Raw genomic sequence first — 23,338 nt, 5'->3', positions numbered from 1 at the left:
GGACTGGTCAGCGCGGCTCGGTAAGCAGGAGGCGTACGGCACGCATGGCGCCAGGGTACCGCAGCGGCCGCACGGGCCGCACCGGCGTTCCGGGGACCGGGACACGAGAAAGCGGGCCACCCGATCTGGGTGACCCGCTTTCCCCTCCACGGCTTCCGTGGAGTTTCTGTGGAGCTAAGGAGAATTGAACTCCTGACCTCCTGCATGCCATGCAGGCGCTCTACCAACTGAGCTATAGCCCCTTGCTTTCCGTCTCCGCTCCGGTTTCCCTCGCGGCGACAGACAGAACATTAACCGGCTCCCCGGCAGATCTCCAAATCGATTCCCGGAGCCGTTCGGGACCGCCGGGTAGGGTCGCCGACTGTGTCCGTCTCCGTGCTCTCGAAAACCCGCGCCCGGCCCTGGCCCCTGGCCACCGCCGCGGCCGTCTGCCTGCTCTCGTTCGCGGCCTTCTGGGTGGCGCAACGCCTCGCCCACGTGAACATGCTCGACGTCATGGTCTACCGGGCCGAGGGCGAGACGGTCCGGGCCGGCGGCGACCTGTACGCGATGCGCGCCACCTCGGCGAACCTCGGCATGACGTACCCGCCGTTCGCGGCCCTGCTGTTCGTGCCGCTGACCCTGGTGGGCGTTCCGCTGATGCGGACGCTCGCCACCGGCGGGAACCTGCTGCTGGTGGTCGCCCTGGTCCTGCTGTCGGTCCGGCTGGTCCGTCCGTCGCTGTCGCGCGCGGACCTGTGGCGCACGACGCTCTGGGTCGCCGCGGTCGCGGTCTGGTGCGAGCCGGTGTGGACGACCCTGCGGTACGGCCAGATCAACCTGCTCATGGCGGTGGCGGTGCTCTGGGACCTCACGCGCCGCGAGGGCAGCCGCTGGGCGGGCCTCGGCATCGGCCTGGCGACCGCGGTGAAACTCACACCGGGGCTCTTCGTGGTCCTGCTGCTCGTCGCGGGCGTGCTGCTGTGGCGCCGGGACCGCTCCTGGAACCAGTGGCTGCGCACGGCGGCGACGGCGACCGGGGTGTTCCTCGGGACGACGCTGGCCGTGGTGGCGGCGCTGCCCGCGGACTCGAAGAGGTTCTGGACGGAGACGCTGTTCGAGACGGGCCGGGTCGGCTTCGCCGAGGAGACCGCCAACCAGTCGATCCGCGGCGTCCTGGCCCGGCTGATGCACACCGACGACCCGGGCGCGTGGTGGGCGGTGGCGGCGGCCCTCCTGGGCGGCGCGGCGATGGTGGTGGCGGTACGGGCCGCGCTGCGCGGCGACAGGGCCGTGGCGGTGGTCGTCTGCGCGTTCACGGCGCTGATGATCAGCCCGATCTCGTGGTCCCACCACTGGGTCTGGTGCGTGCCGCTGCTGATCCTGCTCGCGGACCGGGCCACGCACGCGTGGCGGGTGACGGGGGCGGTGGCCCTGGTGTTCGCGTCGTTCGCGCTGTGGTGGGTCCCGCACGACCCGGGCCGCCCCGAACTGGACCAGAACGCGGGTCAGATGCTGCTCTCCGCCGTCTATCCGCTGACGGCGACGGCGCTGCTCGCGGGGTACGTGCTGACGCGGCGACGGGCACGCGGGGCGGGCGCCGGCCACGGGACGGAGGCCGGTACGACAACCGCGGGGCCGCTCCTGGAGGCCGTACCGGAACAAGAGCGTCAGGCCGCGCCGGAGCGCGAGCGTCAGGCCGTGGCGAAGGAGTAGAACCGCTTGAGGGTGCAGTGCTCGTCGAGGAGCCGGCCGTAGATCGGCTCCCCCTCCAGCTCGCGGTAGGTCTCGATCGGGTCGCCTTTTATGATCAGCGCCCGCGCGCACTCCTCGCACCAGTACTGGAACTCGGGGTTGACGGGGTCCATGTCGCGCACGATGGGCGTGCCGCTGCCGCACCAGTCGCACTTCCGCCTGTGTGCACCCATCAGTCAGCTCCAGCTGTGGCCGCGGATCGTGCGCCCCGTCGTGCACCTGGTCGTGCACCGACAGGACACCCTGCCGTTGTCGCCGAGCACTTGGGCCACCCTCCCGTCCGGATCCTGTCCCCCTCCGGCCGTCCGATTCTGCCATGGCCCCGCAAGGGGGCCGGCGTACTCGGCACAACGTGACGAAACGACGAATCCCGCCCCCTGGTGGGGACGGGATTCGGTGACTGTGGAGCTAAGGAGAATTGAACTCCTGACCTCCTGCATGCCATGCAGGCGCTCTACCAACTGAGCTATAGCCCCTCGTGTTCTTCGCGCTCCGCGCTGCGAACAAGAAGAACTCTAGCCTGTGACCTGCCGGAAAGTGAAATCCAGGTCCGGCGGGCCCGCCGCGGGGCCCGGCGGGGCTCAGTCGTCGTCGCCGAGGACCGGCTCGGGCAGCGTGCCGGCGTTGTGCTCCATCAGGCGCCAGCCGCGCACGCCCTCGCCCAGGACGGACCAGCAGCAGTTCGAGAGCCCGCCCAGGCTCTCCCAGTGCCGGGACTCCAGGCCCAGGAGCCGGCCGATGGTGGTGCGGATGGTGCCGCCGTGGCTGACCACGACGAGCGTGCCGTCCTCCGGGAGCTTGTCGGCGTGCTCCAGGACCACGGGGGCGGCCCGGTCGGCCACCTCGGTCTCCAGCTCGCCGCCGCCCCGGCGCACGGGCTCGCCGCGCTTCCACGCGGCGTACTGCTCGCCGTACCGCGCCACGATCTCGTCGTGGGTCAGCCCCTGCCACTCCCCCGCGTACGTCTCGCGCAGCGCGGCGTCGTGGGCGACGTCGTGGCCGGTGAGCGCGGCGAGCTCGGCGGCGGTGGCCGCCGCCCGCTTCAGGTCGGAGGCCACGATGGCGTCCGGCTGGAGCGCGGCGAGCAGCCGTGCGGCCCGGCGCGCCTGGGCGACGCCGGTCTCCGTCAGGTCGATGTCGGTCGAGCCCTGGAAGCGGCGCTCCAGGTTCCAGGAGGTCTGGCCGTGGCGCCAGAGGACGATGCGGCGGCCGGTGCCGCCCCTGGTGGCGCTCAGCTCAGCTCACCGTCCGGTCCGTCGGGGAGGCCGGAGGCGTGGCCGGTGGTGTCGACACCGGTCAGGGCGGCGTGCTCGGCGGCCTTGCCGCGGGTCTTCGCGGCGTCCTCGGGCAGCTCCAGCTCGGGGCAGTCCTTCCACAGCCGCTCCAGGGCGTAGAAGACCCGCTCCTCGCTGTGCTGGACGTGGACGACGATGTCGACGTAGTCGAGCAGGATCCAGCGCGCGTCGCGGTCGCCCTCGCGGCGGACCGGCTTGGCGCCGAGCTCCTTGAGCAGCCGCTCCTCGATCTCGTCGACGATCGACTTGACCTGGCGGTCGTTGGGCGCGGAGGCGAGCAGGAAGGCGTCGGTGATCGACAGCACGTCGCTGACGTCGTACGCGATGATGTCGTGCGCGAGCCGGTCGGCGGCCGCCTGGGCGGCGGTCTTGACGAGCTCGATGGAACGGTCCGTGGCGGTCACAGGCAGGCTTTCGTCGGCGGTCCAGTACCCCTCCAGGGTCTCACGGACCGCCGACGGCGCCGTCTGGCTTTTCCGGAGCGCCGCTAGGGAGCCCCGGAAACCTTGTAGTCCCGGCCCAGGACGACGGTGACCGCGGCCGCTCCCGCGGTCTCGCCCTTGCGGACCGAGCCGTCCGGCAGGCCCAGCGTCTTGGCCACCTCGGCGGCCGCCGCCTTCTGGGCGTCGTCGCCGTAGAGGACCTGCGACTTCTCCCGGTCCGGTGCCCCGGTGGCGCCCACGATGGCGTAGCCGCCGTTGGCCAGCACGATCCGGGCCGCCTCGGTGGCGTTCTTGCCGGAGCCGTCCCGCAGCGAGACGCGGGTGATCCCGTCCGCCTCGGGGGCGGTGACCTTGCCGCCGAGGATGTCCTTCACGACGCTGTCGCTCGCGCCGTCGGTCAGCGCGCCGTCCTCCTCCACGGGGAGCAGGGCCGTCTTGTAGGCGCCGAGCTTGGCGTGCTCGGCGAGCTTGGCCAGGGAGGCGCCGAGGTCCTTCTCCGGGAGCGAGGGGTCGAGGATCTGCTGGAGGGTCTCGACGGTGACCGTGGCGGACGCGGGGTCGTCGGAGATCTTCCGCAGCACCCCGTACAGGACCTGGCCGAAGCGCTGGAGCTGCTTGGCGTCGTCCTCGCCGGGGGCCCGGTAGGTGGCGTAGGCGACGGCGGCCCGGCCGTTCAGCGTCTGCTTCTCGCCCTTCCTGACGAGCGGCTCGGCGCCGTTCTTGGGAGCGGGCACGTCGGTGTCGGTGTCGGTCTCGATGCCGCTGACGACCTCGACGAGGTTCTCCAGGTACGGGGTGTCCAGGCGCCAGGTGCCGGTGATCTCCGTGCCGAGGAGGTTGCCGATCGCCTCCCGGGTGCCGCTGGAGCCGTCGTCCTCGACCGACTTGCCGAGGGTGGTCGCGGAGCCCTCGGCGTCGGCGACGACGACGGAGTTGGGGAGCAGGACCGTGGTGCCCTGGCGGGTGGTCGCGTTCTCCACGAGCAGGGCGGTGGAGGTTCCGCCGTTCGTGGTGTCGTGGAGGTGGACCACGATGGTGTCGCGCTTCTGGGGGCCAGTGGCGGTGGTCCCCTTCTGCTCCGGGGCGGAGGTGCCGGGGAGCAGGCCGGCGGACCACAGGTAGCCGACGCCGCCGACGGCGGCCAGCACGAGGACGACGACGAGCGCGACGATCCGGTTGCGGCCCCGCCGCCTGGCCTCCTCGCGCCGCTCCGAACGGCTCTCGGTGAACTTGAGCCAGTCGATGACGTCCTCGGAGTCCTCGTCGGGCTCCTCGATGAACGAGAACTGCTCGGTGCGGTACTCGCGGTCGTCGTCGTCCGTACGGGACGGGGCGGGGCGCCCGGAGGCAGGCCGGCCGGGGGCGGGCCGCTCGGGGGCGGGCCGCTGGCCGGGGACGCCGGGCGGGGCGGCGACGGGCGCGGCCGGGGCCTCGGGGACCGGCCGGACGGCCTCGGGCCGGGCCTGCGGCTGCGCCTGGGCCGGGGGGTGTGCCTGCGACTGGGCCTGCGGCTGGGCCTGGGGCTGGGCCGCCCACTGCCGCCCGGTCTCGTAGTCGTAGTCGTAGTCGTACGAGGGATAGGCGTAGCCCTGCTGCCCGTAAGGGTCGTACGAAGGCTGCTGCGGCTGCTGTGTCTGCGGCGGCTGCTGCTGGGCGTAGGGGTCGTACCCGTACGCCTGCTGCGGTTGCGACGGCTGTTGCTGTTGCTGACCGCCGTACGGGTCGTAGTGCTGCGCGGGCTGCTGCTGCGCCTGCGGCTGCTGGTACACCGGCTGCCCGTACTCGTCGTAGCCGATGATCTGCGGCTGCGGACGGTACGGATCGTACGGGTGCTGCTGGTCGTTCACCGGTGCCCCTCCCCGAAGCTCACTGGCCGCGGTACAACTGGCGCTTGTCGATGTAGCGCACCACGCCGTCCGGGACCAGGTACCAGACGGGATCGCCCTGCGCGACCCTCGCCCGGCAGTCGGTGGAGGAGATGGCGAGCGCGGGGATCTCGACGAGCGAGACCCCGCCCTTGGGCAGGCCGTCGTCGGTGAGGTCGTGGCCCGGGCGGGTGACGCCGATGAAGTGGGCGAGCGAGAAGAGTTCCTCCGCGTCGCGCCAGGTGAGGATCTGCGACAGCGCGTCGGCCCCGGTGATGAAGAAGAGGTCGGAGTCGCTGTTGAGGGAGCGCAGGTCCCGCAGGGTGTCGATGGTGTAGGTCGCGCCGCCGCGGTCGATGTCGATCCGGCTGACCGAGAACTGCGGATTGGACGCCGTGGCGATGACCGTCATCAGGTAGCGGTCCTCGGGCGCGGACACGGCCTTGTCGCTCTTCTGCCACGGCTGCCCGGTCGGCACGAACACCACCTCGTCGAGGTGGAACAGGGCGGCGACCTCGCTGGCCGCCACCAGGTGTCCGTGGTGGATCGGGTCGAAGGTTCCGCCCATCACGCCCAGTCGGCGCTTGCCGCGCCCGCCAGTAGGCACTTCCTGCTCTCCCATGCGTGCAGAGCCTACTGGCACGGCGGCGGCCGCCGGTTCAGCGGTGTCGGTTCAGCGGTCGCGGTTGAAGCGGGTGGTGATCCACAGCAGCAGAAGCAGGGCACCGAAGGCACCGAAGCCGGTGAGGTAGGGGCTGAGGCTTTCGTGGTTGCCGCCGTGCTCGGCGCCCTCGGCGAGGGTGACCAGGTTGGCGGCGGCGCTGTGGAGGCTCATCTTCGGCAGACCTATCGATCGGGGATGGGAGCGGAGACTTCGCGCACATCGTATGCGGGCCGTCCGGAGGCGCTCACGCCGACTCAGGCGTTCGCGTCGCGCTCCGTGTTGCGGTCCGTGCCGCCGTCCGCCCCCTCGGTGTCGTCGGTGCGCCCGGTGTCGTCCGTGCGCCCGGTGTCGTCCGTGCGGTAGCCGCGCAGCAGGAACCAGGCGAGCAGGACTCCGCCCACGAGCGAGACGAGCAGCACGATCCGGAGCGTGTCGCCGAGCCCCTGGCCCGCGGGGGCGGCGAGCAGGGCGGAAACGGTGGCGGCGGTGTCCGGCATGTCGGTCGTGCCCTTCGGTCGTCCTCGGTGCCCGAGTTATCCACAGGCCCCGCCACACGGTAGCGCCACCGCCTAGGCTGGGTGCAGTCAGGGGGACGAGCACCGACTCGTACGAACAGGGGGCATCCATGACCGAGAACGACCACGGGAGCGCGCCGAGCAGGCAGCGGAAGCGGTTCCCGGGCATCTCCTCGCGGGCCTACGAGCACCCGGCCGACCGCTCGGCGCTGGTGGCGCTGCGCAAGCTCAGCGGCTTCGACACGGCCTTCAAGGCGCTCAGCGGACTGCTGCCGGAGCGCAGTCTGCGGCTCCTCTACCTCTCGGACTCCGTCCGGGTGAGCGACGCGCAGTTCAGTCACCTCAACGACATGCTGCGGGACGCCTGTTACATCCTGGACCTGGAGAAGGTCCCGCCGATGTACGTGACGCAGGACCCGAAGCCCAACGCGATGTGCATCGGTCTGGACGAGCCGATCATCGTGCTCACCACCGGTCTGGTGGAGCTCCTCGACGAGGAGGAGATGCGGGCGGTCGTCGGCCACGAGGTCGGGCACGCCCTCTCCGGGCACGCCGTGTACCGCACGGTCCTGCTGTTCCTCACCAACCTGGCGCTCAAGATCGCCTGGATCCCGCTGGGGACGGTCGCGATCACGGCCATCGTGACGGCGCTGCGCGAGTGGTTCCGTAAGTCGGAGCTCTCCGCCGACCGGGCCGGGCTGCTCGTCGGGCAGGACGTGCGGGCCTCGATGCGCGGTCTGATGAAGATCGCCGGCGGCAACCACCTGCACGAGATGAACGTGGACGCGTTCCTCGCCCAGGCCGACGAGTACGAGAAGGCCGGGGACCTGCGGGACTCGGTCCTGAAGATCCTCAACGTGCTGCCGCGCTCGCACCCCTTCACCGCCGTCCGGGCGGCGGAGCTGAAGAAGTGGTCGGAGAGCCGCGACTTCCAGCGGATCATGGACGGGCACTACCCGAAGCGCTCGGAGGACAAGGACGCCTCGGTCTCGGACTCCTTCCGCGAGTCGGCCGGGCACTACGCCGAGACCGTGCGGAACAGCAAGGATCCGCTGTTCAAGCTGGTCGGGGACATAGCCGGCGGCGCCGGTGACCTGGCGGGCGACCTGGGCGGCCGGCTGCGCGACCGGTTCGGCGGCTCGGCTGCCCCGAAGGCGGACGGCGGCAAGCCGTCGGCCGGGGGCGACGACGCCCGGGGCGACGCCGGGAGCGGTCAGAACGAGGGCTGAGCCTTCGGCGACAGGGCTCCGCACAGCGAGGGGGCGGCGGGCCGGTCGGTGGCGTACGGGTCGGTGACCGCCGGGCCGCCGTCCGCCCCGGGGGCCCGCGCTCCCGCCAGGAGCGGCTTCAGGGAGCCCGTGGTGTCCGTGTCGCAGGCCTGCGGTCCGGCCTCCGAGGTGCTGCTCAGGAGCTCGGTGCGGTGCGCCCGCAGGTCCTCGCGGTCGAAGCGGAAGTGCACCGTGCGATGGACGGTGAAGAGGGACGCCGCGGCGACCGGCCCGGCGCCCCGCGCGACCGGGCGGAGGGCGTAGGTGTACGTGTGGTCCGCCGTGACGTCCAGGGTGTCGGGCCCGGTCTCCTCGAAGCGGAGGGTGCCCTGCACCCGGACGGCGGGGACCGCGAGGGCGACCTCCCGGGAGTCGAAGCGGACGAGCCAGGCGGCGGGGGCGTGCCGGCCGTCGTCGGCGGGCGACTCCATGCTCCGGTCGAACTGTTCGTGCTGGTCGGGGTCGAGCAGCAGGCGCGGGGGCCGCACGGTGGCCCCGGTGAGGACGTCGGGGTTCAGGGAGGAGGCCACCAGGTACTCCCTGGCGATGCCGAGGGCGGCGACGACCTGGCTCTCGGCGAAGTGGAGGGTGCGCCCGGTGACCGGCAGGTTGATGCCGGCGGCCCCGACGCGGTACTCGGCGGCCGGGCTGCGGGCGAAGAGCCGCGCGGGTTCGCCGCCGGGGACGGGGGTCCGGGGGGCGAGCCGGACCACGGTGGTCCGCAGGGGTTCGGCGCGCTGGTCGACGGGGGGCTGGTACGGGTTGCGGACGCCCAGGTAGACGGCGGTGCCGAAAGCGAGGAGGACGAGCAGGACGAGCAGGACGGCCTGGTGGGAACCGCTCCGGGCCGTCCCGGAGGGGAGGCTGCGGACGGCCTGGGCGTGCTCGCCCATCCGTTCCCTGGCGGAGAACTCCTGGAGGCGGGCAGCACGGACGAACGCCTCGTCGAAGACGACGGATCGGTACTCGTCCTCACCACCGCCGGGGAACCCCTCGGGCGTCCCCTCAGGCGGGTCGCCACGCCCTGCCATACCTTCAGGGTAGGTCTGCGGGGGCTTCGGTAAACGCCCAGGTACACGACAAGTTCCGAAGAATTCCGCCATCGGAGCGGGCGGGGCGGGGCGGGGGCCCCGCACGGTCGCGCCCCGGGCCCTGTCCGGGCCCGCTGCGGGTCCGGGGGAGCCGGTGGGCTATCCGGGGGACGCGGAGCGTGCGGCGGGGGCGTGGGCCGCGGGCGGGGCCGGGTTCGGGGTCGGCGCGTCGACCCCGGTGGTGGCCGGCGGCGGGATCTGGTCCTGGCGGTTGGCGGAGGCGCCCCGGTAGACGGCGCTGAAGGCGAGGGCGACCATGCCGACCCCCATGACGAGGGCGAGGACCCAGGCGACGGGCCGGTGCCAGCGGGCGCTGCCCCGGTAGGGGCGCAGGGCGCCGCCGTGGGGGCCGTAGGGGCTGTCGTCGTCGCCGACGTCGTCGGGTTCGTAGGTGAGGCCCAGCGGGTCGTGGCCGTCCCCGTAGGGGTCGTCGGCCGGTCCGCCGCCCGCGCGGGCGCGGGCCGCCTCGGCCTCGGCGCGGGCCTGGGCGGCGGCGAGGAGCCGCTCGACCGCGGTCGGCTCGTGCACGGGGGCGGCCCGGACGAACTCCTCGTCGAAGACCACGGCGGCGTGGACCTCGTCAGCGCCTCCGCGGTCGACAGAGTCCTCGGGGTCTCCGCCGTTCTGGAACGGCCTGCCCCCCACGTCGTCCGGCACGGATTCAGAGTAGACCCGGGAGGGGGTTTTGGGCAGGGAGAGCGCGAACCCTCCCCGCCCGTACCGAAAGTCCGTACGGGGCGGAAACCCGCCCTGTACGGAAAGGACCGCAAGGGGGCGTTACCGCACGTGACCGTCGCCGGTGACGATGTACTTGGTCGAGGTCAGCTCGGGAAGGCCCATGGGGCCCCTGGCGTGCAGCTTCTGGGTGGAGATGCCGATCTCGGCGCCGAAGCCGAACTGGCCGCCGTCCGTGAACCGGGTGGAAGCGTTCACGGTGACCGTGGTGGAGTCGACCAGTTGGGTGAAGCGGCGGGCCGCGGCCTGCGAGGTGGTGACGATCGCCTCGGTGTGGCCGGAGGACCACGTCCGGATGTGCTCCACGGCCTTGTCGAGGGAGTCGACGACGGCGGCGGCGATGTCGTACGAGAGGTACTCGGTCTCCCAGTCCTCCGTGGTGGCCGGGACGACGGTGGCCTTGGTGCCCTCGGCGAGGGCGAGGGTCCGCTCGTCGGCGTGGACGGTGACGCCGGCCTCGGCGAGGGCGTCGAGGGCCCGGGGCAGGAAGGCCTCGGCGACGTCCCGGTGGACGAGGAGGGTCTCGGCGGCGTTGCAGACGCTGACCCGGTGGGCCTTGGAGTTGATCAGGACGTCCACGGCCATGTCGAGGTCGGTCTCGGCGTCGACGTAGACGTGGCAGTTGCCGGTGCCGGTCTCGATGACCGGGACGGTGGACTCCTCGACGACGGTCTTGATCAGGGAGGCGCCGCCGCGCGGGATGAGGACGTCGACGAGGCCGCGGGCGCGCATCAGCTCGCGGACCGACTCGCGGGACTCGCCGGGGACGAGCTGGATGGCGTCGGCGGGCAGGCCGGCGCCCCCGACGGCGTCGCGCAGGACGGTCACCAGGGCGTTGTTGGAGGCGTACGCGGAGGAGGAGCCGCGGAGGAGGACGGCGTTGCCGGACTTGAGGCAGAGGGCGGCGGCGTCGACGGTGACGTTCGGGCGGGCCTCGTAGATGATGCCGACGACGCCGAGGGGGACGCGGACCTGGCGCAGGTCGATGCCGTTGGGGAGGGTCGAACCGCGGACGACCTCGCCGACGGGGTCGGGCAGCGCGGCGACGTCGCGGACGTCGGCGGCGATGGCCCGGACGCGCTCCGGGGTGAGGGTGAGCCGGTCGACGATGGCCTCGCTGGTCCCGGCTTCCCGGGCCTTGGCGATGTCCACGGCGTTGGCCTCGACGATCTCGGCGGTGCGCACTTCGAGGGCGTCCGCGATCGCGAGGAGGGCCTCGTCCTTGGCCGCGCGCGGGAGTGGCGCGATTTCGGCGGCGGCGCCACGGGCCCGGTAGGCGGCCCGGGTGACCGGGGAGAGGTTGTCGAGGGGCGTGAGCGAGGTCATGCCCGCAGGGTACTGGCACCCCTGCGGACATCCCTCACGTATCCCGCACTCCGAGACGTATCCCTGGACACGCCCCGGGACGGACCCCGGACGTGCCCCGGAGCGGACCTCCGAACCGGTCCGGAGCGTGCCCCGGACACGCCCCGGGCGCCCCCGTGGGGGGGGTTCCGCCCCTCAGTAGGGGTGGACGCCGACCGGGGCGGCGGGCGGCGGGCCGTAGCCCTCCGCGATCCGCTGGTGGTAGGTCTCGCGGTCGATGACCTCCAGGCCCACGATCTCCCAGGGCGGCAGCTTGGCGGTCTGCCGGTGCTCGCCCCACAGGCGCAGGGCGACGGCCGCCGCGTCGTGCAGGTCGCGGGCCTCCTCCCAGTACCGGATCTCGGCGTGGTCGTTGGCGTAGCGGCTGGTCAGCAGGAAGGGATGGTCGTGGGCCAGCTGTTCGAGCCCCCGGCGCACCTCCTTCAGCGGCGACTCCACGCCCGACACGCTGAGCGTGATGTGCCAGAGCTTGGACACGGGCCGTTCCTCGGCGCGTGCCCCGCGTGTCTCGCGTGCCTCGCGTGTGTCGGTGGTGGTCTCGGTCTTCCTGTCCGTGGACCTGTCCCGTGCCTCGTCGAAGTCGGCTCCGGCCTCGACACTGGTCAGGGCGCGTTCGGCAGTCCCACGGGGCGGCGCCCCTGGGCGCGCTCGTCTCACCGGCGGCCTCCTGTGTGATGCGTGTGGTGCTGTACCCCGCCTTGCTCGTCCCCCGAGACAAAGTTGACCAGTCCGAGGCGGCGCTTGGGGCGGTTTTGGTGAACGTCCCTTCCGGATGGCCGCAGTTTCAGCCGTTTCGGCGGACGGCGTTCGCCGCATGGCGTACGGTCCGCACTCCACGGCCGGCGACGCGTTCGGCCGGCGACGCGTTCAGCCGATGACGACGAGGTCGTCGCGGTGGACGATCTCGCGCTCGTACTCGGGGCCCAGTTCCCTGGCGAGTTCGGGGGTGGAGCGGCCGAGCATCCGGGGGATCTCCTTGGCGTCGAAGTTGACGAGGCCGCGGGCGACGGCCCGACCCGTGGTGTCGCGCAGCTCGACCGGGTCACCGGCCACGAAGTCGCCCTCGACGCCCGCGAGACCGGCCGCGAGCAGGGACTTCTTGCCCTCGACGACGGCCCGGACGGCCCCGTCGTCGAGGGTGAGGGAGCCCTGCGGGGTGGAGGCGTGGGCGAGCCAGAGGAGCCGGTCGGCGGAGCGGCGGCCGGTGCGGTGGAAGTACGTGCCGGTGTCCCGGCCGGCGAGGGCGTCGGCGGCGCGGCTCGCGGAGGTGAGGACGACGGGGATGCCGGCGGCGGCGGCGATCCGGGCCGCCTCGACCTTGGTGACCATGCCGCCGGTGCCGACGCCCGCCTTGCCGGCCGAGCCGATCTCGACGTGGGCGATGTCCTCGGGGCCGGTGACCTCGGCGATCCTCGACGTGCCGGGCTTGGACGGGTCGCCGTCGTAGAGCCCGTCGACGTCGGAGAGCAGCACGAGCAGGTCGGCGCGGACGAGGTGGGCGACGAGGGCGGCGAGCCGGTCGTTGTCGCCGAAGCGGATCTCGTCGGTGGCGACGGTGTCGTTCTCGTTGACGACGGGCAGCGCGCCCATGGTGAGGAGCTGGTCGAGGGTCCGGTACGCGTTGCGGTAGTGGGCGCGCCGGCTGGTGTCGTCGGTGGTGAGGAGGACCTGGCCGACGCGGACGCCGTAGCGGGCGAAGGAGGCGGTGTAGCGGGCCACGAGCAGGCCCTGGCCGACGCTGGCGGCGGCCTGCTGGCGGGCGAGGTCCTTGGGGCGGCGGGTGAGGCCCAGCGGGGCGAGGCCCGCGGCGATGGCGCCGGAGGAGACGAGGACGATCTCCTTCTCTCCGCCGCTGCGGACCTTGGCGAGCACGTCGACCAGGGCGTCGACCCGGTCGGCGTCGAGGCCTCCGGAGGCGGTGGTGAGGGAGGAGGAGCCGACCTTGACGACGATCCTGCGGGCCTCCGTCACGTACTGCCTCGACACGTACTGCCTCGACCCGTCCGTCTGACCCGTCACCTGCGTCGTCACCTGCGTCGTCCTCACTCGGCCGTTCCTGACCGCCGCGCGCTGGGCGCCGCGGCTGCCAGGCAATCTACGCGAGCCGGGAGGGCTGCCGCTCGTCGGTTTCGCTCCCTGGACCGGCCGGACCCCGGCCGCTGCCGCGGGGCACCAGGATCCGCTGGGAGATCAGATAGGTGAAGGGGATCGCGACGACGGCCGCCACGAGTGGCGCGATCCTGTCGTCCATTCCGGCCCAGGTGACGAGCGCGTACAGGCCGACGCTCTGCACCAGGTAGTTGGTGACGTTGGTGAGGGGGAAGAGGGCGAACTTCTTCCAGGTGGGGCGGGTGCGGTAGGTGAAGTAGGTGTTGAGGAAGAAGGAGCCGACCATGCTGAGGAGGAAGGCGAGGGAGTACGCGGCGAAGTACGGCATCCACGGGTGGAGGAGCAGGTAACACCCGAAGAAGGTACCGGTGTTGACTCCGCCGACGAGGGCGAAGCGGAAGATCTCCGCGAGCCGCGCCCGCCGCCCCCGCGCATGCGCCCGCGCCTGCTCGGCGGGGCCGCTCCCCCCGTCGTTCTCCGCCCCCATCAGCGCTCACGCTCGGTGGTGGCGACGCGGACGCGTTCGGCGGCGGCGCGTTCGGCGGCCGCGCGGCCGAAGGAGCGGTGGGTCTCCTTCACGAGGAAGTGCGGGCGGCGCTTGGTCTCGTAGTAGATGCGGCCGATGTACTCGCCGATCAGCCCCAGCATCACCATCTGCACGCCCCCGAGCCCCACGATGATCGCGACCAGGGTGACGTATCCGGGGGCGGTGACGCCCTGGGAGAGGGCGGCGGCGGTCACCCAGACCGCGTAGACGGCGGCGAGCCCGGTCAGCATCATGCCGAGCCAGAGGGCGATGCGCAGCGGGCGGTTGTTGAAGGAGATCAGCCCGTCCATGCCGTAGTTGACCAGGGAGCTGAACTTCCACTTCGTCTCACCGCCCTCGCGCGCGGCGTTCTGGTAGTCGAAGGTGGCGGTGTCGAAGCCGATCCAGGAGAACAGGCCCTTGGAGAAGCGGTTGTACTCGGGCAGCGAGAGCAGGGCGTCGACGGCGGGGCGGGAGAGCAGCCGGAAGTCGCCGACGCCGTCGGTGAGTTCCACGTCCACCCAGCGGTTGACGGCCCGGTAGTAGAAGCGGCTGAGGGCGCTGCGGACCTTCTTGTCGCCGTCGCGGGTGCGCCGCGCCATCACCTGGTCGTGGCCCTGGTGGTAGAGGTCCAGCATGCGTCCGAGCAGCTCGGGCGGGTGCTGGAGGTCGGCGTCCATGATGACCACGGCGTCACCGGTGGACTTGCGCAGGCCCGCGAGCATGGCGGCCTCCTTGCCGAAGTTGCGGCTGAAGGAGGCGTACTGGGTGCGCTGCGGGTGCCGGGCGGCGATCTCGCGCAGCTTGCCCAGGGTTCCGTCGGAGCTGCCGTCGTCCACGTAGCAGATCTCGTAGCCGACCGGGAGGGCGTCGAGCGCCTGGCGCATCCGCGCGTCGAACCGCTCGACGACGTCCTCCTCGTTGAAGCAGGGGACGACGACGGAAAGCCTGGTCATGGAACGGTCACTCCAGAGGGATGGGCAAGCGTACGTCCTGAAGGACCACCACCGAACTCGTCTTCGAGCAGCGCGGCCAAGGTACGAGGTGGCGGTAACCGACCGGCGTCCTCCGAGTGGCCGCCCCGGGTCGGCATGTCGTCCATGCAGCAAAGCATGGGGGGAAGGTATTGCTGTACGTGGCATTTTCACTCGCTGGTCACCCGTAGGGGCGACCTCCGGCCGGGGGGAGTAGACACCGGTGAGCAGGACCACCATCTCGGAACGCGGCGAGGGCGACGGGGCGGGAGCGCCGGAGGAGCGGGAGGCGGCGGGCGGCGCGACGGGGGCGGGAGGGCCGTCCCGGGTGCCGGGCGGGGTCGCGCTCGTCGTCGCCGCCGGAGCGGCGGCGCTGCTCTCGGTCGGCGCCTTCCTCGGCCTCTACGTGCGTCCGACGTCCGACGACTGGTGCGCCCTCTGGAAGGCCCGGGACATGGGCGTCCTGGGGATCACCTCGGACTTCTACCTCACGCAGAACGGCCGCGTCGCCAACGCCTTCCTGACCGGTCTGGTCTACTCCGACGGCATGCGGGGGCCGAAGCTGCTGCCCGCCTTCCTGGTGGTGGCGCTGGGCGCGGGGGTCTTCCTGCTGGCCCGCGAGGTGCTGCGGGCGCTGCGCCTGCCGTTCCCCGCGGTGGCGGGCGCGGCTGCGGTCCTGGTCCTGGAGGCGCTGCTGTTCTTCGCGGGGACCCGTTCGTACCAGGTGCTGCTCTGGGCGCCGGCGACCATCTCCCACACGTTCCCGTGCGTCCTCGGCGTCTGGGCGGTGCTCGGCGCGGTGTGGGCGGTCCGCTGCCGCCGCCGGTGGGCCCGGGGCGCCGCCGTCGGTTCGGCGGTCGTGCTCGGCACGGCGGCCGGCACCCTCAGCGAGCCCTTCGTCGCGATGTCCGGGCTGATCGCCGCGGCGGCGGGCGTCCTCTGCCTCCCCCGCTTCGGCCTCCCCCGCCTCGGCCTCGCCCGTGACCGGTTCGCGTCGGTCTGGTGCGCCGCCTGGTGCGCGGGGCTCCTGATCGGCCTGGTGCTGCTCTCCACCTCCCCCGGCGCCCGCTGGCGGCGCGCCCAGCAGCCGGAGCGGCCCCTGACCCTGGAGGAGGCCGGGGAGACGCTCCGGGACTGGGCCAGGATGTGGGAGACGATCGGCGGGCAGTGGGCGTACGCGGGCGCCCTCGCCGCCGGGGTGCTCCTCGGTCTCGTGCTGGCGTTCGCCCCTCCCCCGCGCCCGGCGACGGGCGTTCGGCTCCCGAAGCGGGCGGTCCTGGTCCTCGCCGTCCTGCCGGTCCCCCTGATCGCGCTCGGGAGCCTCGTGGCCGCGTACGGTCTGCGCGGCGGTTACGGGGAGAGCGGCTGGACGTACGCGCGCACGTGGACCAGCTTCCTCGTGCCGTTCCTGATCGCCCTCTGCGGGTACGGGACCTGGCTCGGCCACCGGGCCGGCCGGCGGCTCGCGACCCGGCCCGCGCGTCTCGCGGTCGTCGTCGTGGCGGGGGCGGTCGCCGTGGCGTGCACGGCGGCCCTGGTGGCGCCGGTGCGGACGATGACCACGCAGGCGGTGGCGCGCAGCCTCGCGTGGGACCGGCAGGACGCCCGGATCCGCGCGGAGGCGGCCGCGGGCGCCCGGGAGGTGACGTACCGTCCGCTGTTCATCGGCGGGCTCGCGGAGCCCTTCTTCACCCCGGTGTACGAGCGGGACTGGGCCGCCCGGTGCGCGGCCGCCCACTACGGCGTGGACCGGCTGAACCGGCCCTGAGCGGCGGCCCGCCCGCTTCCGGTCGAACACAACGGCGAAGGTGACACAACGTGACGGATCGTGAACACCAGGTAGTTTGGGGGCGTGTGGAGGAAAGACAAGTGAATCGAGATACAAGTGCCTGACGTCTCCGTGGTCGTCATCGCCTACAACGACGCAGAGCGTCTGCCGACGGCCGTACGGTCGGTGCTGGAGCAGACGCTGCACGGTGTCGAGGTCGTCATCGTCGACGACTGCAGCAAGGACGACACCTTCGCGGTCGCCCGGTCGCTCGCCGCCGAACACCCGGACCGTGTCAGGGCGTTCCAGCTCCCCCGGAACAGCGGTGGTTGCGGGGCGCCCCGCAACCACGGCATCCGGCACGCCACCGGCACGTACGTCATGTTCCTCGACAGTGACGACGTGCTGGAGCGCAACGCCTGCCGCAACATGCTGGCCGCCGCCGAGGAAACCGGCGCCGACCTGGTCTCCGGCCTGTGCGTCCGCGTCCACCTGGACAGCCGCCACCGCAAGACCACCGAGTGGTACCCCTGGCTCTATGCGGGCACCCGGACGATCGACTCGATCACCGAGCTGCCCGATCTGCTGGTCTTCGACACCCTGTCGACGAACAAGTGCTACCGGCGCGCGTTCCTGCTCGAACGGGACCTGGAGTTCCCGGTCGGCATCCACTACGAGGACCTGCTCTTCTCGGCGCGGGCCTACGTCGCCGCCCGCCGGATCACCCTGATCCCCAACCGGGTCTACCACTGGAACGTGCAGGAGGGCGCCGCGGCGAAGTCGATCAGCAACCGGCGCCACGAGATCGCCAACTTCGCGCACCGCATGGAGATCCACCGCCGGGTGGACGCCCTCCTGGAGGGCGAGGGGCACGACGAGCTCAAGTACCGCAAGGACATCAAGTTCCTCAAGCACGACCTCGTCCTCCATTTGCGCGACCTGCCGCTGCTCGGCGAGGACTACCGGCGCGAGTTCGCCGCGCTCGCCAACGGCTACCTCGCCGAGATCGACCCGCGGGCGTACGAGGAGGTACAGCCCCTGCACGCCGTCTGCGCCTACCTGCTGAGCAAGGAGGACTGGCCGAACCTGCTCCGGGCCACCGACGCGCTCACCAACCCGGGCCGGCTCACCACCCCGCTCGCCGAGCGGGACGGGCGGATCTACTGGTGCGCCGAGCACCTGGACACCGAGCGGGGGCGCCGGATCCTGGACGTCACCGCGGCCGGCCACGACACCAGGGCGCTGACGTCGTTCGCCCTGGGCAACCGGCTGACCTCGTACTCCGGCACCGACGGGGTCGTCAGCCTCGCCGGGGAGGTGGTCAACCCGCTGGGCCGGATCACCCCGGAGGCGGAGATCGGCGCCGAGCTGGAGTTCTCGGCCCGCCGCAGCGTCGGCGGCAGGACCGTCCGCGTCCCGGTCGCCGCGGTCCGCCACGCCGGCGACCGGATCGAGTGGGAGGGGCGGGTGGACGTCGCCCGCACGGTCCGCCCCCTCGGCGTCATCGACGCCGTCTGGGACGTGCGCCTGATCCTCACCGTGGACGGCCGGCGGCTCAGGACCCGGGTCTCCGCGGGCAGCGTCCCCCTCGACGAGGCCCGCCCCCTGCGGGTCCGCCCCCGGCTGACGCAGCTGGTCTCCGACCGCTTCGTCCCGCAGATCACCAAGAAGGGCAACCTGTCGTACGTCCTGACCGCCGAGGGCAGGGCCGCCGTGCGCACCTCGGCGGCGATCGAGGGCGCCCTGCACGGGCGCGCCGCCGGGGTGGCGAAGACCGGGCTGCGCCGCCTGCTCAAGGCCAAGCGGGACCTGAGGTCGGGCGAGAACAAGCTCCGCGTCTACCACGAGCTGTACAGCAGGCTGCCGATCCGCAAGGGGCTCGTGGTCTTCGAGAGCCACCTCGGGAAGCAGTACAGCGACAGCCCCCGGGCGATCTACGAGGAGATGCGCCGGCGGGGCGTCCCCTTCGAGGCCGTCTGGTCCTACGCCGGTGCCCGTCCCGACGGCTTCCCCGAGGACGCCGTCCTGGTGAAGCGCTGGAGCCGGCAGTACCTGCGGGCGCTGGCGCAGGCCGAGTTCTGGATCGACAACCAGGGGTTCCCGCTGCGCCTGGCCAAGCGCCCCGGCACCACCTACATCCAGACCTGGCACGGGACCGCGCTCAAGCGGATGGGCTTCGACGAGCCGCACACCAAGTCGCGCGGCCCGGCCGCCCAGGAGACCTTCCGGAAGGCGCTGGACCGCTTCGACCACTTCCTGATCCGGGGCGAGCACGACCGGCGCACCCTCGGCCGGGCGTTCCGGCTGCGCGACGAGGTCCTGCTGCCCGTGGGCTACCCGCGCAACGACGAGCTCGTCCGGGTCCGCGAGCGGGAGGCGGAGACGGGGGTCAGGGAGCGGGGACCGCTCGCGGCCGAGCTCGGCCTCGACCCGGACCGGCCGGTGCTGCTGTACGCGCCGACCTTCCGCGCCCAGCCGGGCGGCAAGGTGCACCCCTTCCGGTTCCCCTTCGACGTCGAGGAGTTCGCCGAGCGCTTCGGCGACACCCACACGCTGCTGATCAGGACGCACTACCTGAACAGCGTCACGCTCCCGCCGTCGGTCCGGGGGCGGATCCTCGACGTCTCCGGCCTCCACGACGTGACGCCCCTCCTGGCCCTCGCGGACGGGCTGATCACCGACTACTCGTCCGTGATGTTCGACTACGGCCTGCTCGACCGCCCGATGGTCTTCTTCGCCTACGACTACGAGGCGTACGCCCGGGAGAACCGCGGCACCTACTTCGACCTGAAGGAGCACGCCCCCGGCCCCGTCGTGGCCGACCAGGAGGGGCTCTTCGAGGTGGTCGCCGGCCTGCGGGACGAGGCCGACGCCAAGTACGCGACGGCGCGGCGCCGGTTCAACGCCGCATTCAGCGAGTACGACCGGGGCGACGCGGCGCGCCGGATCGTCGACACGTTCTTCACCGGGAGCGGGAAGTGACCCAGCAGGCCCACGAGGCACCGGAAGCGCGCCAGCAGGAGCGGGGGGCGACCCGCCGGACCGCCGCGTCCGGCGGGCGGGACGTCTTCATCGTCTCCAACAGCGTGGACGAGACGGGCGGCGTGACGACCTGGACGCACCAGATGGCCCGGCAGTTCGCCGGCCGGGGCCACCGGGTCCACGTCATCGGGATCACCCCGGCCCCCGCCGGGCGCCGCCACCACTTCCCCGGCCCGCTGCCGTACGCCACCACCACGCTGTACGACGAGCACCCGCCGCAGGTCCGCTCCCTGCGCGGGGTCAGGGGCCGGCTCAACGCCGTCGAGCGGCGGCGGCACGCGGTCCGGGCGGCCGGGATGCGGGAGCGGGCCGACCGGATGACGGCCCTGTTCGCCGCCGCCCGGCCCGGCGCCGTGGTGATCGTGACCCAGGTGTGGGCGATGGAGTGGGTGGCGCTCGCCGACACCGGGGGGCTCCTCGTCATCGGCATGGGGCACGAGTCGTACGCCGCCAGCGCCGCCAGCTCCCGGCTCGCCCGGATGAAGCGGCACTACCGGGACGTCGACCGGCTGCTCCTGCTCACGCCGGGCGACGCCGACCGGTGGATCCGGGCCGGCATGGACAACGTCGGCCACCTGCCCAACGCCCTGCCCTTCGTGCCCCCGGCGCCGGTGCCGCGCACCGGGAAGGTCGTGGTCTCCGTCGGGCGCCTCTCGCACGAGAAGGGCATGGACATGCTGCTCGACAGCTGGGCCGAGGTCGCGCCCCGCCATCCCGACTGGAAGCTGCGGATCTACGGCGCCGGGGACGAGGAGCAGAGCCTGCTGCGGCACACCGCCGCCCTGGGGCTCGACGGCTCGGTGGAGTGGCGGGGGCGGACGGACGACGTCCTCGGGGCGCTCTCGGAGGCCTCGGTCTTCGCCCAGGCCTCGCGCGCCGAGGGCTTTCCGATCACCCTCCTGGAGGCCATGGCCGCCGGGGTGCCCTGCGCCGCGTTCGACTGCGCGCCGGGGGTCCGGGAGATCATCCGCGACGGCGAGGACGGGCTGCTGGCCCGGCTCGGCAACACGGTGGAGCTGGGCGGCCACATCAGTGCCCTGATCGCGGACGAGGAGCTGCGGAACCGTCTGGGGAACGCGGCCTTCGCGAACGTGCGGCGCTACGCCCCGGACCGGATCACCGACCGCTGGGAGGAGCTTTTCGCGTTCCTGGAGCGCTGAGCGCCCCGGGACGACCGGGACACGACCGAGGGGCCGGGGAGTTCGTCTCCCCGGCCCCTCGGTCGTCCCGATCGTTCCCGCCGTGCTCCGGTCAGACCGTGGCGCCGCGGCGCGCGACCCAGCCGGCCCAGGCCGAGGAGATCATCTCGCGCACGTCGTGGCGGGCCTTCCAGCCCAGCTCGGCGGCGATGCGGTCGGCGGAGGCCACGACCCGGGCGGGGTCGCCGGGGCGGCGCGGGGTGACGAGGGACTCGGTGGTGTGCCCGGTGATCTCGTTGATCAGGGCGACCATCTCGGTGACGGAGACGCCCTCGCCGCGGCCGATGTTGACCGTCAGGTCGCGCGGCTCGCCCGCCCCGGCCCACTCCGCGAGCTTGCGCGCGGCGACCAGGTGCGCGTCGGCCAGGTCCTCGACGTGGATGTAGTCGCGGACGCAGGTGCCGTCGGGGGTGTCGTAGTCGTCGCCGAAGATCCGCGGGGACTCGCCCGCGTCCAGGCGCTCGAAGACCATCGGGACCAGGTTGAAGACCCCGGTGTCCGCCAGCTCGGGGGTCGCGGCGCCGGCCACGTTGAAGTAGCGCAGGCAGGCCGTGGAGATGCCGTGGGCAGCGCCGGCGGCGCGGACCAGCCACTCCCCCGCCAGCTTCGTCTCGCCGTACGGGCTCAGCGGCAGGCACGGGGTCTCCTCGGTGACGAGGTCGACGTCCGGCATGCCGTAGACGGAGGCGGAGGAGGAGAAGAGGAAGTTGCGCACGCCCGCGGCGGCGACGGCCTCCAGGAGGACCGTGAGGCCGACGACGTTCTCGCGGTAGTAGTGCAGCGGCAGCTCGACGGACTCGCCGACCTGCTTCTTGGCGGCGAGGTGGACGACGCCCGTCACGCCGTGCTCGGCGATCGTCCGGTCGAGCACCTCGCGGTCGAGGGTGGAGCCGACCACCAGGGGGACGCCTTCGGGGATCCGCTCCTCGTACCCCGTGGACAGGTCGTCGAGGACGACGACCCGCTCGCCCGCGTGCGTCATGGCGCGGACCACGTGGGAGCCGATGTAACCGGCACCGCCGGTGATCAGGTAAGTCATGCCCCAAACCCCTTTCGCCGAGGACCGCGGCGGATCCTGCGGAGCTTCGATCCGACCGCCCGGAGCCCGTCGCGGGCCCCGGGTGCGAGCCGTACCGCCAGCGAGCCGTTCGCCGTGGTGTACTGCCGCACCAGCAGTACACCGTACCGGCTGCTCGGCACGGCCGACCGACGCTGCCGGTCCTCCGGCAGCCGGAGCGCCGTCGTGAAGGACGTGCCGTCCGCACAGGTCACCTCGGCCCGCAGGTCCCAGAGCTGGACCCCGCGGCTGCCCCGGCGGCGGCCCTCCCGGGCCAGGCCGGTGAGTCCGGCGGGGACCCGGCCGGACCAGCCGCCCGCCGTCTCCGCCGGCGTGCTCTCCGCCGTGCGGACGGGCGTGTCGGCACCCCGGGGCAGGAAGCCGATCCGGACGGTACGGGGCGGGTTCGCGCGCAGCCGTCCGTACTGGTCGCGGACCGTGAACCGCAGTCCGCCGCCGGCCGCTCTGGTGCGCAGCTCGCCGTCGACGAGCGGCGGGAGCACGTCGAGGGGCAGGGTGTCCGCGCCGTCGAGCTCCACCGGGAGGTCGTCGGACCAGACGGGCGCGTCACCCTTGCGGGCATACGGCGGGAGCAGCCGGGCCGGGTCGGCGGCGAGCCGGGACAGCCGCTCCAGGTCGCGGGGCTCCTCGGCGGCCAGGACGAGCCGGGCGGCCCAGCGGGCGGCGGGGGGCGCGGCGGCGATCGCCTCCTCGCCGAAGGTCCCGAGGTGCTCGCGGGCCAGCGCCCACCAGGCGCGGCGGTATTCGGCGTCGTGGGACCGCAGGTCGCGGGCGTACATGCGCAGGTCGTGCGCGAGGAACTTGGTGCGGCAGGCGGCGGCGAGCCCCGTGCGGCCGGCCTGCTCGAAGGTCTCCACGGCGAGGCGGTGGGCGGCGATCCGCGCCCGCCAGTTGGCGATGCCGTCCCGGTCGAGGGAGATCGACGGGCGGGCGGCGGCCCGGCGCACGTGCCAGATGTAGACGGTGTCGGGGACGACCGCGACGCGCGGGGCGGCGGCCAGGACGCGGGCGGTGAAGAGGAAGTCCTCGTAGACGCAGCGGCCGTCGGGGAAGCGGATGCCGTGCTCGGCGAGGAAGGCGCGGTCGTAGACCTTGTTGACGCAGAGGGTGTCGTGGACGAGCGGGGCGAGGTCCGCCGCGGTCTCCAGGACGGCGGACTCGTGGTAGAGCGCGGGCTGCCAGCGCACGTCGCGGCCCTCGGGCAGCTCCCGCCGCACGCAGGCGCCGACCACGACGGGGGCGCCGTGGCGCTCGGCGGCCGCCACGAGGGCGTCGGCGGCGCCGTCGGGCAGGACGTCGTCGCTGTCGAGGAATATCACCAGGGGGGCGGTGACGGCCCGGAAGCCGTCGTTGCGGGGGGTGCCGCAACCGCCGCTGTTCTCCGGCCGGTGGACGACGCGGAGGCGGGGGTGGAGGGCGGCCAGTTCGTCCAGGACCCGGGCCGTCCCGTCGCTCGAACCGTCGTCGACGGCCACGACCTCCGCGACCACGGGACCCTGGTCGAGCACGGACCGGATGGCGTCCCCCACCAGCACCTCGTCATTGTGTGCGATTACCACAACTCCGAGCTTTCCTGCCACACATGTGGAAGTGATGCTACTCACAACGGTGATGGTACGGGACCTTCGACACCCGAACGGCCTCCCCATCACCCGGCATACTGGGCG

21 protein-coding genes and 2 tRNA genes are annotated in these 23,338 nt (G+C 72.8%); 5 read left to right on the top strand and 18 right to left on the bottom strand.

From position 1 onward, the window contains the following. Positions 1-169: 169 nt before the first annotated feature. Positions 170-242 (bottom strand) — tRNA-Ala (locus ACIP5O_RS05730). A 121-nt stretch (positions 243-363) separates the two neighbouring features. Here ACIP5O_RS05730 and ACIP5O_RS05725 point away from each other — a divergent pair. Further along, positions 364-1,695 carry a glycosyltransferase 87 family protein gene (locus tag ACIP5O_RS05725; RefSeq protein ID WP_401288980.1) on the top strand — a complete coding sequence of 444 codons (1,332 nt, stop codon included), beginning with the start codon at positions 364-366 and terminating at the stop codon, positions 1,693-1,695. On the opposite strand, the gene ACIP5O_RS05720 is transcribed toward ACIP5O_RS05725, so the two are convergent. The 8 genes from ACIP5O_RS05720 to ACIP5O_RS05685 form a co-directional block, all read right to left on the bottom strand. Continuing rightward, on the bottom strand, positions 1,674-1,907 hold the full coding sequence (locus tag ACIP5O_RS05720; protein WP_005317760.1) for a hypothetical protein: 234 nt from the start codon (positions 1,905-1,907) through the stop codon (positions 1,674-1,676). The genes ACIP5O_RS05725 and ACIP5O_RS05720 overlap by 22 nt on opposite strands. A gap of 230 nt (positions 1,908-2,137) precedes the next feature. Continuing rightward, positions 2,138-2,210, bottom strand: a tRNA-Ala gene (locus ACIP5O_RS05715). Positions 2,211-2,315: 105 nt separating this feature from the next. After that, a complete protein-coding gene (locus ACIP5O_RS05710) occupies positions 2,316-2,969 on the bottom strand; it encodes a histidine phosphatase family protein (RefSeq protein ID WP_401289358.1) in 654 nt (217 codons plus the stop codon). Continuing rightward, a complete protein-coding gene (gene rsfS / locus ACIP5O_RS05705; RefSeq protein WP_125666974.1) occupies positions 2,966-3,433 on the bottom strand; it encodes a ribosome silencing factor in 468 nt (155 codons plus the stop codon). Before rsfS ends, ACIP5O_RS05710 begins: the two co-directional genes overlap by 4 nt. An 83-nt stretch (positions 3,434-3,516) precedes the next feature. Beyond that, a complete protein-coding gene (locus ACIP5O_RS05700; protein ID WP_401288976.1) occupies positions 3,517-5,319 on the bottom strand; it encodes an LCP family protein in 1,803 nt (600 codons plus the stop codon). A 19-nt stretch (positions 5,320-5,338) separates the two neighbouring features. Then, on the bottom strand, positions 5,339-5,959 hold the full coding sequence (nadD, locus tag ACIP5O_RS05695) for a nicotinate-nucleotide adenylyltransferase (RefSeq protein WP_125656699.1): 621 nt from the start codon (positions 5,957-5,959) through the stop codon (positions 5,339-5,341). A 51-nt stretch (positions 5,960-6,010) separates the two neighbouring features. Next, complete coding sequence (locus tag ACIP5O_RS05690; RefSeq protein ID WP_356544788.1) at positions 6,011-6,172, bottom strand: hypothetical protein; 162 nt, start codon at positions 6,170-6,172, stop codon at positions 6,011-6,013. A gap of 83 nt (positions 6,173-6,255) precedes the next feature. Beyond that, positions 6,256-6,498, bottom strand: coding sequence for a hypothetical protein (locus ACIP5O_RS05685; protein ID WP_401289374.1), 243 nt, complete (start codon positions 6,496-6,498; stop codon positions 6,256-6,258). A gap of 128 nt (positions 6,499-6,626) precedes the next feature. Here ACIP5O_RS05685 and ACIP5O_RS05680 point away from each other — a divergent pair, with 128 nt between their 5' ends. Continuing rightward, a complete protein-coding gene (locus ACIP5O_RS05680; RefSeq protein WP_401288972.1) occupies positions 6,627-7,745 on the top strand; it encodes a M48 family metallopeptidase in 1,119 nt (372 codons plus the stop codon). Here ACIP5O_RS05680 and ACIP5O_RS05675 read toward each other — a convergent pair. The 7 genes from ACIP5O_RS05675 to ACIP5O_RS05645 all read right to left on the bottom strand — a co-directional run bounded on the left by ACIP5O_RS05675 (position 7,730) and on the right by ACIP5O_RS05645 (position 14,566). Continuing rightward, positions 7,730-8,815 carry a hypothetical protein gene (locus ACIP5O_RS05675; protein ID WP_401288969.1) on the bottom strand — a complete coding sequence of 362 codons (1,086 nt, stop codon included), beginning with the start codon at positions 8,813-8,815 and terminating at the stop codon, positions 7,730-7,732. The two genes, ACIP5O_RS05680 and ACIP5O_RS05675, sit on opposite strands and share 16 nt — an antisense overlap. A 159-nt stretch (positions 8,816-8,974) precedes the next feature. After that, positions 8,975-9,532, bottom strand: a complete 558-nt coding sequence (locus tag ACIP5O_RS05670) for a hypothetical protein (protein WP_401288967.1) — start codon at positions 9,530-9,532, stop codon at positions 8,975-8,977. Between the two features lie 120 nt (positions 9,533-9,652). Next, on the bottom strand, positions 9,653-10,936 hold the full coding sequence (locus ACIP5O_RS05665) for a glutamate-5-semialdehyde dehydrogenase (protein ID WP_401288965.1): 1,284 nt from the start codon (positions 10,934-10,936) through the stop codon (positions 9,653-9,655). A gap of 174 nt (positions 10,937-11,110) precedes the next feature. After that, a complete protein-coding gene (locus ACIP5O_RS05660; protein WP_401288962.1) occupies positions 11,111-11,632 on the bottom strand; it encodes a hypothetical protein in 522 nt (173 codons plus the stop codon). A 210-nt stretch (positions 11,633-11,842) separates the two neighbouring features. After that, entirely contained in the window at positions 11,843-12,946 is a 1,104-nt protein-coding gene (proB, locus tag ACIP5O_RS05655) for a glutamate 5-kinase (protein WP_356544834.1), read from the bottom strand. A 124-nt stretch (positions 12,947-13,070) separates the two neighbouring features. Further along, a complete protein-coding gene (locus tag ACIP5O_RS05650) occupies positions 13,071-13,571 on the bottom strand; it encodes a GtrA family protein (RefSeq protein WP_401288959.1) in 501 nt (166 codons plus the stop codon). Further along, positions 13,571-14,566 carry a glycosyltransferase family 2 protein gene (locus ACIP5O_RS05645; protein WP_401288956.1) on the bottom strand — a complete coding sequence of 332 codons (996 nt, stop codon included), beginning with the start codon at positions 14,564-14,566 and terminating at the stop codon, positions 13,571-13,573. The genes ACIP5O_RS05650 and ACIP5O_RS05645 overlap by 1 nt, the downstream gene beginning before the upstream one ends. A 241-nt stretch (positions 14,567-14,807) precedes the next feature. On the opposite strand from ACIP5O_RS05645, the gene ACIP5O_RS05640 reads away from it, so the two are divergent. The 3 genes from ACIP5O_RS05640 to ACIP5O_RS05630 all read left to right on the top strand — a co-directional run bounded on the left by ACIP5O_RS05640 (position 14,808) and on the right by ACIP5O_RS05630 (position 20,554). After that, positions 14,808-16,352, top strand: a complete 1,545-nt coding sequence (locus ACIP5O_RS05640; protein ID WP_401288953.1) for a hypothetical protein — start codon at positions 14,808-14,810, stop codon at positions 16,350-16,352. 111 nt (positions 16,353-16,463) lie between these two features. After that, positions 16,464-19,334: a CDP-glycerol glycerophosphotransferase family protein gene (locus ACIP5O_RS05635; protein WP_401289355.1), complete on the top strand. Its 2,871-nt coding sequence runs from the start codon at positions 16,464-16,466 to the stop codon at positions 19,332-19,334. Between the two features lie 89 nt (positions 19,335-19,423). Next, entirely contained in the window at positions 19,424-20,554 is a 1,131-nt protein-coding gene (locus tag ACIP5O_RS05630) for a glycosyltransferase (protein ID WP_401289352.1), read from the top strand. Between the two features lie 91 nt (positions 20,555-20,645). On the opposite strand, the gene galE is transcribed toward ACIP5O_RS05630, so the two are convergent. Beyond that, positions 20,646-21,632 carry a UDP-glucose 4-epimerase GalE gene (gene galE / locus ACIP5O_RS05625; protein WP_401288950.1) on the bottom strand — a complete coding sequence of 329 codons (987 nt, stop codon included), beginning with the start codon at positions 21,630-21,632 and terminating at the stop codon, positions 20,646-20,648. Further along, positions 21,629-23,320 carry a glycosyltransferase family 2 protein gene (locus tag ACIP5O_RS05620; RefSeq protein ID WP_401288948.1) on the bottom strand — a complete coding sequence of 564 codons (1,692 nt, stop codon included), beginning with the start codon at positions 23,318-23,320 and terminating at the stop codon, positions 21,629-21,631. The genes galE and ACIP5O_RS05620 overlap by 4 nt, the downstream gene beginning before the upstream one ends. Between the last annotated feature and the right edge of the window lie 18 nt (positions 23,321-23,338).

The sequence above is a fragment of the Streptomyces sp. NPDC088915 genome, assembly GCF_044749825.1.
Lineage (GTDB): Bacteria > Actinomycetota > Actinomycetes > Streptomycetales > Streptomycetaceae > Streptomyces.
This window is presented reverse-complemented; position numbering and strand designations above follow the sequence as displayed.